Source organism: Maricurvus nonylphenolicus, assembly GCF_042854845.1.
GTDB classification, from domain to species: domain Bacteria; phylum Pseudomonadota; class Gammaproteobacteria; order Pseudomonadales; family Cellvibrionaceae; genus Maricurvus; species Maricurvus nonylphenolicus.
In genome coordinates this window covers 3,872,836-3,884,406 of the sequence record NZ_AP031498.1, presented here as the reverse complement: position 1 = coordinate 3,884,406, position 11,571 = coordinate 3,872,836, and the positions used below count along the sequence as shown (strand labels likewise).

The window sequence follows — 11,571 nt, the reverse complement described above, 5'->3', positions numbered from 1 at the left end:
ATGGGTGATAGGTATAGCTATTTTAGCGCGGCAAACTGATCAATCGCGAATTGTCGGGCGGCTTTGTAATCCACCACCGGTTCCGGGTAGCCGGCCTGTAACCTTTCTTCGCTACTGGGATTGTGGATAGATTTGTTGCTCAGGTCGGCCAGCTCCGGTACAAAACGACGAATGAATTCACCCTCGGGATCAAATTTTTCCGACTGTCGCGTGGGATTAAACACGCGGAAGTAGGGGGCGGCATCACAACCGGTAGAGGCACTCCACTGCCAACCGCCGTTATTGGCAGCAAACTCGCCATCAATCAAATGCTGCATAAAAAAACGCTCGCCCTCGCGCCAATCGAGAAACAGTAATTTAGTCAGGAAACTTGCGGCTAACATACGCAAGCGATTGTGCATCCAACCGGTTTGCAGCAGTTGACGCATGGCAGCATCAATAATCGGGAAGCCGGTTTGGCCTTTACTCCAGGCATCAAGTCCGGTTTTATCCTGGCGCCAGATAATACGATCCGTATCTTGTTTAAATGCCTGGTTTTTATTGATATGGGGGAAGTGTGTCATTAGTTGGCGATAGAAATCCCGCCAGGCTAATTCACGCAGCCAGTCATCATCCAGCCATTCCTTGCCCGCCTGGGCGCAGCTGACTTGCACGGCTTCCAACAAGCGACGAGGGCCCAATACCCCCTGGGCCAGATAGGCTGAAAGTGTGCTGGTGCCGGGGGTGGCTGGGTAGTCCCTTTGCTCGGCATAATCGAGTAAACGCTGTTGGGAAAACTTGCGCAGTTTTTGGCGGACGGCTTTTTCTGTACCCGGCCACAGATCGTTACGAAAATCACCAGCCCAAGGGAATGACTGCATTGCCCAATCAAAAGCATCAGCCTGTTTTTTAGGTCCTTTAAGCGGTAACTGCTGACTCGCCAGCAGTTGCTGTAACCAGGTTTTGTAGTAGGGCGTAAAGACCTTAAAGGGCAGCGCCTGTTTGTTTAACACCGGTTGATTAACGATAAGATCAGGCGGGAGACTGTTGACCTGGATGCTATGTTGACGAAGCAGGTTGGTAACTTGTTTATCGCGCTGTACTTCATTCCAGGGTGTTTCTTCGGTAAACCATATGCGCTCAAATGTATGTTGCTGACATAACTTCAGCAGGCTTTGGGGAATATCGGTAAAGGTGTCCACAGTCAGCAGGATGAGTTCAATCCCCTTTGCGGCCAATTGTTGACCGATGTCATTCAGTAAAGCTGCTTTAAGGCCTAGCTTAGCGGGGGACTCGTGATGTTGTTGCCACTGCTTGGGGGTAGCGTAATGGACTACGGTTACAGGGCCTTCTGCCTGTGCCTGGCTAAAAAGCGGGTTGTCATCCAGGCGTAAATCATTGCGTAGCCAAATGAGTTGTTTCATAAAGAGTATATGGGCTAATGGTCTTTAGATCAGGATTGAATATAGCATGTTAATACTTATACGTAGTGCGGCGCTATTTGGACCTTGTCTATACTGAATAAATCAGTTTCCACCGGCTCAGGGTGGATGTCGATTGGGGTTCAGTTCCTATGGCGTTGTCACATAGTCCTGTTACAAGCCTGTGCTATCGCTTAATTGTTGCTGTTATTGGAATCCTCTGTGCGCCGGCATTATTCGCCTCAATATCCCTAACGCCTTCTGAACAGCGGTATATTGCCAGTAATCCCCAAGTTAGATTCAGCACCTTATTAAGTACGCCTCCTTATGTCATGAAGGCGGGCGATGGTACGTTTGAAGGGATTTCTATGGATGTTGTGCAACGTATTGAGGCCACAACGGGACTGGATATTAGTGTAGAGATGGTTGAGGAGGGGACCTTCAGGCAACGGAATAAACGCTTTGACGGTATGCTGATAGCAACACCGGAGGTTTCTCTCAAACGGAATTTTTTAATCTCACCGGCCTATGCCAAAGAGCAGGCCTATGTGGTCGTCAGGAAAGGCAATCCCAAACAAATCATGGGGTTGGCTGATTTATCCGGTAAACGTATGGGGGTTGTGGCCTCATTCAAGTTTCAGCATAAAGTTGCTGATATTGTCCCGGGTGTAGAGTTAATTGCCTACGCCACCGTGGCCGACATGTATCGAGCAATTATCAGTGGAGAAGCAGACTATACCGTTGCGACCATGCCAACCTTATTGCATGCCAAAGAGGAAGGTATCGATTTATTCGATATCAAGTTTCCGTTAGGGAACCCTGTTGAAACGGTTATTGCGATCAAACCTGAAAATCCACAACTCGCCGGCATTATTAATAAAGCGGTAGCGGCTATTTCACAGCAAGAGTTGCTGGCCATCCGGGAAAAATGGTTTTCAGGTATCAGTTTAACGAGCCATGCCATTCGGTTTTCGCCAGAGGAAATAGCTTTTATTAAAGATAATCCCGTGATTACCTTCGGGGATTCCAATCAAAATGTCCCTTTCTCTTTAACCGATAACGAAGGTAACGCAGCGGGGATAGTACCAGATTACCTTAATATAATTTCTCAGAAGACGGGGCTGACATTTAATATTCATCGGGATAGATGGGTAGAGGTGCATCAAAAAGTAAAGCAACGACAAGTAGATGGCATCACAACCTCGGTTAGGCAAGAGAACATGGATTATATGCTTTATTCTGAGCCTTACACCCAAGTCACCCCGGTAGTATTTGTCAAACAAGGTAATCCTTCCAAGATTAAACATGTTACAGATTTAAAAGATCGGATAATGGTTGCCCCCAGAGGGGCTTTAGAAGCACAACGTTTTATTAAACAAATGGGCATAAAAAAAGTGCTCTGGGTGGATTCTTTAAGAGACATGGTGGAGGCTGTTATTTCGGGGGAAGCTGAGTACGCGGTTTACTCGGAAGGTTTACAATTTGCTGCGATTCGTGAAGGCATCCCCTATATCGAAGTTGCCATGGTATTGGATTGGCCTATCGATTTAACCTTTGGTGTTCGATCGGACTGGCCTGAGTTAGTGTCGATTATTAATAAAGCATTGGCTTCAATGTCTGAACATGAGAAAACCCAAATCAGGCATCGTTGGTTAAGCTTTTTAAAAACTGAAAGTGAGTTAATTACAAAAAGAAGGGAGTCAGAATTACTTCAGGCTAGCAGTACTCTCGATCTCTCCCAGAAAGAGCAGGCATATTTACAAGCAAAACAAACGTTAACCTACTGCGCTGCTCCAGCAGCAATGCCCATTTCAGCAGTGGAGAATGGAGAGGTTAAAGGGTTGGCTGCCGATATTGTAGATCTGTTAGGGAAGAGTATTGGTGTGCCCCTAATGCTGTATGAATCGCCTACCTGGAAATTGGCAATAGAAGCATTTAGAGGTAATAAATGCGATTTTGTACCAGTGGCAATACCGACTCAATCCAGATTGGAGATTATGGATTTTGCTGATTCCTATATGAGGCTGGATGTTGCTATGGTAACCCGAGAAGATGATCTGTTTTTTTCTCGGCTTGAGGACTTCGAAGGGCGTTATGTCGGTGTTGTAGGAGGTTATGCTTTTAATGAGCTCTTACAGGCTGCTCATCCTAATATTAATCTTGTCATAGTTGAAAGTGAATTTCAGGGGCTTGAGTATGTTTTGGATAAACGCTTGGATGGCTTTGTGACGACATTGCCCGCAGTTAATTATTTGACCCAGGTTGGTGGTATAGATGGCATTAAGGTCGCGGGTGTTTTAGATGTCGATAGTGATCTGGGGGTCGGAGTACAAAAAGGTAATCAACTCCTGCTATCCATTATCCAAAAAGCCTTTGACGATATCGGCGAGGAAGAGGTTCAGGCAATCAAACACAAGTGGTATTCGGTGCGCTATGAAGAGTCGGTGGATTACCGCTTAATTTGGCAAATAGTCTTGGCTGGTGCCTTGCTAATGATTGGCGTTTTATACTGGAATCGCCACTTGTCTCGCGTCAATATGGCCTTAGCAAAGGCAAGGGAAAACGCAGAGCAGGCCACTCAGGCCAAATCTGCATTTTTGGCCAATATGAGCCATGAGATACGCACACCCATGAACGGTATCATAGGTATGGCGCATTTGGTTTTACAGTCTCCGTTAAATGACCGCCAGCGACAGTATGCACAGAGCATTGAAAAGTCGGCCAAGTCGCTGCTGGGTATTATTGATGACATTCTGGATTTCTCCAAAATTGAAGCGGGAAAGCTAAATATCGAACATATTCAGTTTGATTTATTCGATGTTGTCGATAGTGCAATTGAGCTGGTGCAGTATATGTCGGGGGATAAAGATGTCGAAGTACTGGCCTCCTATACACCCAATGTTGAGCGTTATTTTGTTGGCGACCCTTTACGATTAAAGCAGGTGGTGACTAATCTTCTGGCCAATGCGGTGAAGTTTACCCCTATTGGGGAAGTGCATATTGCGATATCGCGCCTTGGCGCTGACAGGATTTGTTTTGAAGTCAGGGACTCCGGTATCGGCATGACGCGCAAACAGCAGGAGAGCTTGTTCCAATCGTTTGAACAGGGAGATTCCAGCACCACTCGTCGATTTGGAGGCACTGGATTAGGCTTGACCATTGCCAAAGAGCTGGTCGAACTGATGGGGGGGAATATACGCGTCGAGAGTGAAATCGGTGTGGGTAGTACGTTCACGTTTGAAATTAATCTCGAACATGCCGATAACCAGTCTTTGGCTCAGGGTTTTGAGGGTAAACGTATTCTCATCGTTGAAGATAATGAAGAACATCAAGCCATTCTGTTACAACAGCTAAAACGTTTTAACCTGCAGATAGATACTTGCATGGATGGCTACGAGGCCTTGGAAAAGGCCTGTGGCGACGGGGAAGGTTATGACCTTATCCTTATGGACTGGAATATGCCTGGTTTAAATGGCATAGAAACAACGCAGGAAATTAATAGTCGTTTTAAAGGAGAGTCTTCATCGACGAATGTAACCCCGCCAACCGTCATCATGGTCAGCTCCTATTGCCAGGAATATTTAATTAAATCGGCCAAGGATGTCGGTATTGATATCTTTTTACAAAAGCCTGTTGATCAGTCGACGCTGTATGATTGCCTGGTGAAAATCTTTTCCGAATCTTCCGCAATCTACGAGTTGGCGTCTTCGGATGAGGATAGTCTGGAGGTGTTGAAGGTTAGGCTAAAAACCCTGGCCGGTAGTCGAGTGTTATTGGCCGAAGATAACCCTACCAACCAGGCTATTGTGATGGGCCTTTTGGAGGGCAGTGGCATTGTGCTGGATGTGGCTGACAACGGACTTGAAGCGGTGGACTTCTTTAAAGCGTCCAGTTATGAATTGGTGTTGATGGATTTACAAATGCCATTAATGGACGGTTATGCCGCCGCCGCAGAAATCCGCAAGATTAATCCTGAAGTGCCTATTATTGCTCTAACGGCTAATGCCATGAGTGAAGAAGTTCAGCGTACCCACGATGTGGGTATGAGCGAACATATCACCAAACCTATTGAAGTGAACAAATTCTACCGTGTTCTTTTGGCGTATTTGAAAGCCAAACGCCAAATGCACCAGATCTCGCTGATGGTGGAAAGTAACGAACAAACACCCGCAAAGACTGCTGTTGACTTTCCGGGCTTTGAGAACCTGGATATCGACAAGGGTCTGTATTTTGTCGGCAATATGGCCCTATATAAAAAAATACTACTGAACTTCTGTGATAAGCATGAGGGGATGGAACTTGCCTCCCTGACTGATGAGGATCGCCAGCGAACCATACATACGATTAAGGGCCTGAGTGCCAACCTGGGCGCTATGGCGTTGCATGAAACGGCCAGACAACTGGAGCTACAATGGACTCAGGCACTGGAAGATACGTTTCAGCATCAGATGATGGCTTTAATTAATGAGGTTCGCGAAAAGTTAACTTATGAAGACCTTGTTGAGGTCGAAGCTGAAAGTTGCAGTGCAGAAGATATTGAGCACTTGTGGCAGGAGTTTGGCGAAGCCATCGCCAGCAAACGCCCCAAACAGTGTGATCCCATTGTTGCCAAACTGAATGCAGTGAAGTTACCTGAGGCCTATGCAACACACTTTTCGACGTTGAAACCTTTGCTGCAAAGCTACAAGTTTAAAGATGCTTTGGCTTATTGGGAGCAACACAATGACCACTGAGAATGATCCCCTGTTCTTGGCTGAATCGAAAACTATTCTGGTTGTCGATGACAGTGAAGACAGCGTCTCGATATTGCTGGAGCTGTTGAGTGACTATGATCTATTGGTGGCTCTCGATGGCGAATCGGCACTGGAAATGCTCATTGAGGAGCAGGTCGATTTGGTGTTATTGGATATTCAAATGCCGGGTATTGATGGCTACGAAACCTGTCGGCGATTAAAGTCGCAACCTGATATTGCCGACATTCCGGTGGTATTTATTACCGCCGAAACGACGGCTGAAGCCATAGACAAAGCCTACGAGATGGGGGCTGTTGATTATATATCCAAACCCTTTAAGCCCCGAGAAGTCCGGGTTCGGGTACACAATCATTTGTCACTGCAGGTGCTGACCCGGCAGCTGCGTGGTTAGGGGGGCTTTTAGCCGCAGAGCGCTATAGCTTTGCCGCAATTACCGCTATAATCCCGTCCCTTTTAACCGCACCTTTCAACCGTTTTAGCCAGTACCGTCTTATGAGCCAGTTTGAAGCCGATATTTCCAAGCGCAGAACCTTCGCGATTATCTCTCACCCGGATGCCGGTAAAACCACCATTACCGAGAAGTTGCTGTTGTTAGGGCAGCTGATTCAGGTTGCTGGCTCAGTGAAGGGTAAGGGCGCAGACCGTCATGCGACTTCCGACTGGATGGGCATGGAGCAGGAGCGGGGCATCTCGGTGACCTCATCGGTGATGCAGTTCCCCTACAAAGACCGCATGGTCAACCTGCTGGACACCCCCGGGCACGAAGACTTCTCGGAAGATACCTACCGTACCCTGACCGCTGTGGATTCCGCCCTGATGGTGGTAGACGGCGCGAAAGGTGTTGAGGAACGTACCATCAAGCTGATGGATGTTTGTCGCCTGCGCGATACCCCGATTATCAGTTTTGTGAACAAGATGGACCGTGATATTCGCGATCCTATCGATCTGCTCGATGAAATTGAGGATGTGCTCAAGATCGAAGGTGCGCCCATTAACTGGCCGATTGGTATGGGTAAGGAGTTCAAAGGGGTTTACAACCTCTACACCGACACCATTCATGTGTTTGAGCGCGGTTCCAACTATGTGATCCCTGAGGATATTCAGATCAAGGGTCTGGAGAGCGATGAAGCCAAAGAGTTGCTCGGGGTTTACCACGAGGACTTTATGGAAGAGATTGAGCTGGTACGTGGTGCCAGTCATGAATTCGATCTCGACGCCTTCCTGGCCGGCAAGCTGACTCCGGTGTTCTTCGGTACTGCACTGGCCAACTTCGGTGTGCGGGAAATGCTCGATGGTTTTGTCGAGTGGGCACCGCAGCCACTGGCTCGCCTGACTGAAACCCGTGAAGTTGCGCCACTGGAAGACAAGTTCTCCGGTTTCGTGTTTAAGATCCAGGCCAATATGGATCCCAAACACCGCGACCGTATTGCCTTTATGCGTATTTGCTCCGGTTCTTACAAAAAAGGCATGAAGATGAAACACACCCGCCTGGGCAAGGATGTGAAAATTGCCGATGCGGTAAGTTTTAAGGCTGGTGAGCGAGTGTTGGTAGAAGAGGCCTTCTCTGGCGATATTATCGGTCTGCACAATCACGGCACAATTCAGATTGGCGATACGTTTACCGAAGGCGAAGTGCTGAAGTACACCGGTATTCCGCACTTTGCGCCGGAGCTGTTCCGCCGTATCCGCCTGAAAGACCCTTTGAAAACCAAGCAGTTGAAAAAAGGCCTGCAGCAGTTATCGGAAGAGGGTTCTACCCAGGTGTTCTTCCCTATCAATAACAACGACATCATCGTTGGTGCCGTGGGTGTACTACAGTTTGAAGTAGTGGCCTATCGCTTGAAGGACGAATACAAGGTTGAGGCCATTTATGAGCCGGTTAACGTCAATACCGCTCGTTGGGTTGAGAGTGATGACACCAAGAAGATGGAAGAGTTGAAGCGCAAGTGCAGCGACAACCTGGCCATTGACGGCGGTGGTCACCTGACTTACCTTGCGCCAACCCGCGTAAACCTGTCGCTGTCTGAGGAGCGCTACCCGGAAGTGGAGTTCCGTGCGACGCGCGAACACTAAGCGCATTGTTAGAACTGCAAGGCCGCTATGCCGATACCTGAAATACCCGATACCATGCCCTCCATGGGCAGCAACTTTAGCCGCGGCCTGGGCCGCTGGCTGTTGCGGGTCAGCGGTTGGCAAGTCCGCGGTGAGTTACCGAAAGTGAAAAAAGCCATGTTGGTGGGTGCGCCCCATACCTCCAACTGGGACTTTATCTATGCCTGTTTTGCCATTATGGCTTTGGGTTTACGCATTTCGGTGATGATGAAAAAAGAAGCCTTTTTCTGGCCCATGAAAGGCTTGTTTGAGCGCTTGGGTTTTATCCCCATTGACCGTGAGCAGGCCCAGGATGTGGTGGGGCAGATGGTGCAATGGTACCGCGAGCACGATAAGTGCTGGATAGGCATTACCCCTGAAGGTACCCGCTCCAAAGTCGATAATTGGAAAAACGGCTTTTTGCGAATAGCCCATGCTGCCGAGGTGCCGGTGTTATTGATTGGTCTCGATTTCCCTTCCAAATCCATTGTGGTGGTTGAGGAGCTATTTACGCCTACCGGCGACCACGATGCTGATATTGCTGCCATTCGCGATTATTACGACGCCAACTTCACGGGTAAGAACCCCCGCCTCCAGTAGCTAATCACACGCCTTAGCGGGTACACTGGGCGCTCTTGATCAGGAGGTATAGCCATGGTTGTACCTAATATGACAGTGCCCAGAATCACCCATATTGCCCTGCATGTAGACAGGCTTGAGGCCTGTATCGACTTCTATCAGCGCTACTGCGGTATGCAGATTTGTCACCGTCGCCAGAGTGGCGATAAGGCCATTGTCTGGATGGCGGAGCCCGGCCGCGAAGGCGATTTTATCTTTGTGATGATGAATGGTGGCCATAATCTTCCCCTGCCCAATAATGACTACCGCCACTTTGGTTTTGCTGTAGAGTCCCGAGAAGCCGTTGACCGTATTGCTCTGCGAGCAGAGGCTGAAGGCTGTTTGCTGTGGGAGCCGCGCGACGAAGCTTTCCCTGTCGGGTATTATTGTGGTTTGGTTGATCCATCTGGCAATCAGGTGGAATTCAGTTATGGGCAGCCATTGGGGCCTGGGGCCGAGCAGTGGCAGCAATTGACGTGAGCGGCCGGTGATTTAAACGGCTATACAGGTTCACGCTAAGGACGACTTATCGAATTTTCATGGTGGGCATTTTCGGCCCTGGTTGGTGTAGGTTTTTTTGCCGGTTTTATCAGCGCGATAGCCGGCTCAGGAGGCTTGGTGGTATTGCCGGTGCTGTTGGCAGCAGGGGTGCCACCACTTAATGCCTTGGCCACCAACAAATTTCAAAGTGTGTTTGGCACCTTATCTTCAACCATCAACTTCTTTCGCAAAGGTCACCTGGACCTTAAGCCCCTGCGGCCAGCTTTAGTTTATGCCTTTATTGGGGCAGCCATAGGAACCTTGGCCATTCAGCAGCTGGATACGGCAATTCTTAAGCAGTTGCTGCCATGGGTGCTGATTGTGATGGCGATCTATGTGGCGTTTTCACCACGGATGTCGGATGAAGACAGTGAACCGCGCTGGAGTGAAGGGCGTTTTAATCGGCTGATTGGTGGCGGCATAGGTTTCTACGGTGGCTTTTTGGGTCCGGGCATGGGGTCGTTTTTTGCCGTTGCTTTTTCAGCGCTGCGCGGTTTTAACTTGCGTAAAGCCACAGCCAATACCAAGCCGCTGGTACTCGTGACGAATACCACCTCGATGGTGTTATTTATGATCGCCGGTCATGTGTGGTGGAAGCTGGCAATTGCCATGGCGATTGCACAAGTTATCGGTGCGCGACTGGGATCACAGCTGGTGATCAGCCGCGGTGCTAAGCTGGTGCAGCCCGTGATGGTGGTGATTATTTTACTACTGGCCATTAAGCTGCTGATTGAGGCGTGAGCATGATTGTCTCCCTGCTGGCCACCGTCATTATATTGTTACTGGTGATTGTTATTCTCGCCAAATCCAAAGATGCCTACTATCGACCCGAGCGGAAAGATATTAAGCGGTTGCTGGAATGGGTGCTGCTGGGGCAGGCGATGGAAAATGACTGGCATATCTTTTGTGATATGCCTATTCGCCACGACGACTTTTTGGAATCGATACGCTTACAGTGCATGGAAATCGAAGAGGCGTATTTTTTAGGGGAAGATCACCCCTATTTATTTACCCAGGAAGGCTTGGTTAAAATACGCGAGCTGTTGGACATAATAAATAAAGAATTAAGCTAATAAAAAAGGAACCTGTATCGTGGCTCAAGAGTCCCCCTTTGTTCGTTTTCTTATTATCGCGGCTGCTTTTGTCGTTGTTGTGGCCGGTATGAAGGCTGCCGAGTCCTTGCTGGTTCCTTTCCTGTTATCGCTGTTTATTGCGGTTCTGTGCTCACCATCATTGGCCTGGCTAAATAAACGCGGGCTGCCCAATGGTGTGTCGTTACTGATTATTATCTCTGTGATTGTTGGTGGTGGGTTTATGGTGGGGGCTGTAGTAGGTTCCTCCCTGAATGATTTTCGCGATGACTTGCCTCTGTATCAGGAAAAACTGCAGGGACAGAGTGAGCAGTTGCTCGCCTGGCTATCGAGCAAAGGGGTCACGTTGGATGAAGATCAGTGGCGGGATATGGTTAACCCGAGTGCGGCCATGAATATGGCCGGCAATACGCTGGCGTCATTTGGCAATGTCATGACTAATGCCTTTATGATCTTGCTCACGGTGATTTTTATTTTGGCCGAGGAAGTACGCTTTACCGACAAGCTGCGCTTTGGCATGAACAGTGACAACCTGGTACCCGAGGAAGAGTTGGGTACTGAGCGTACCATGGATGCCCTGGGGCGCTTTTCCCTCAGCGTGAATCGTTATATGGCGATCAAGCTCGGTTTGAGTTTGTTGACCGGCGGCTTAATTTTCTTCTGGCTGTTATTTCTCGACGTACGTTACCCGGTACTCTGGGGGCTGTTGGCATTCCTGTTAAATTTTGTCCCCACCTTAGGCTCTATTCTCGCAGCCATTCCTGCTGTGCTCCTGGCCTTGGTGCAATTGGGCTTAGGCGATGCGGCCCTGGTTGGACTGGGGTATCTGGTGGTGAATGTTGTGGTTGGCAATGCACTGGAGCCCCGAATTATGGGCAAAGGCCTGAATCTATCTGCCCTGGTGGTTTTCCTGTCATTGGTATTCTGGGGTTGGGTTCTAGGTCCTGTGGGCATGCTGTTGTCGGTGCCTCTGACCGTGATGGTCAAAATTGCCCTGGAAAGCTTTGACGACACCCGCTGGATCAGTGTCATGCTGGGTTCCGGTAAAGGCGACACCTGATTTTAGCCCCTATTTCT

At 48.8% G+C, this 11,571-nt stretch carries 9 protein-coding genes; 8 read left to right on the top strand and 1 reads right to left on the bottom strand.

Going from position 1 to position 11,571, the window contains the following annotated elements:
- Positions 1 to 17: 17 nt before the first annotated feature.
- Positions 18 to 1,403 carry a cryptochrome/photolyase family protein gene (locus ACGHZ6_RS16800; protein WP_390615155.1) on the bottom strand — a complete coding sequence of 462 codons (1,386 nt, stop codon included), beginning with the start codon at positions 1,401 to 1,403 and terminating at the stop codon, positions 18 to 20.
- Between the two features lie 149 nt (positions 1,404 to 1,552).
- On the opposite strand from ACGHZ6_RS16800, the gene ACGHZ6_RS16795 reads away from it, so the two are divergent.
- From ACGHZ6_RS16795 to ACGHZ6_RS16760, 8 genes are all read left to right on the top strand, one after another.
- On the top strand, positions 1,553 to 6,133 hold the full coding sequence (locus tag ACGHZ6_RS16795; RefSeq protein WP_390615154.1) for a transporter substrate-binding domain-containing protein: 4,581 nt from the start codon (positions 1,553 to 1,555) through the stop codon (positions 6,131 to 6,133).
- Positions 6,123 to 6,545: a two-component system response regulator gene (locus ACGHZ6_RS16790; RefSeq protein ID WP_390615153.1), complete on the top strand. Its 423-nt coding sequence runs from the start codon at positions 6,123 to 6,125 to the stop codon at positions 6,543 to 6,545. Before ACGHZ6_RS16795 ends, ACGHZ6_RS16790 begins: the two co-directional genes overlap by 11 nt.
- A 101-nt stretch (positions 6,546 to 6,646) precedes the next feature.
- On the top strand, positions 6,647 to 8,227 hold the full coding sequence (locus tag ACGHZ6_RS16785) for a peptide chain release factor 3 (RefSeq protein ID WP_390615152.1): 1,581 nt from the start codon (positions 6,647 to 6,649) through the stop codon (positions 8,225 to 8,227).
- Between the two features lie 27 nt (positions 8,228 to 8,254).
- Positions 8,255 to 8,845 carry a lysophospholipid acyltransferase family protein gene (locus ACGHZ6_RS16780; protein ID WP_390615151.1) on the top strand — a complete coding sequence of 197 codons (591 nt, stop codon included), beginning with the start codon at positions 8,255 to 8,257 and terminating at the stop codon, positions 8,843 to 8,845.
- A 54-nt stretch (positions 8,846 to 8,899) separates the two neighbouring features.
- On the top strand, positions 8,900 to 9,343 hold the full coding sequence (locus ACGHZ6_RS16775; RefSeq protein WP_390615150.1) for a VOC family protein: 444 nt from the start codon (positions 8,900 to 8,902) through the stop codon (positions 9,341 to 9,343).
- 48 nt (positions 9,344 to 9,391) lie between these two features.
- Positions 9,392 to 10,144 carry a TSUP family transporter gene (locus tag ACGHZ6_RS16770; RefSeq protein ID WP_390619176.1) on the top strand — a complete coding sequence of 251 codons (753 nt, stop codon included), beginning with the start codon at positions 9,392 to 9,394 and terminating at the stop codon, positions 10,142 to 10,144.
- 2 nt (positions 10,145 to 10,146) lie between these two features.
- The gene (locus ACGHZ6_RS16765; protein WP_390615149.1) at positions 10,147 to 10,476 is read left to right on the top strand and encodes a hypothetical protein; all 330 of its coding nucleotides are present in this window, start codon (positions 10,147 to 10,149) and stop codon (positions 10,474 to 10,476) included.
- A 19-nt stretch (positions 10,477 to 10,495) separates the two neighbouring features.
- Positions 10,496 to 11,554 carry an AI-2E family transporter gene (locus tag ACGHZ6_RS16760; protein WP_390615148.1) on the top strand — a complete coding sequence of 353 codons (1,059 nt, stop codon included), beginning with the start codon at positions 10,496 to 10,498 and terminating at the stop codon, positions 11,552 to 11,554.
- Positions 11,555 to 11,571: the final 17 nt, after the last annotated feature.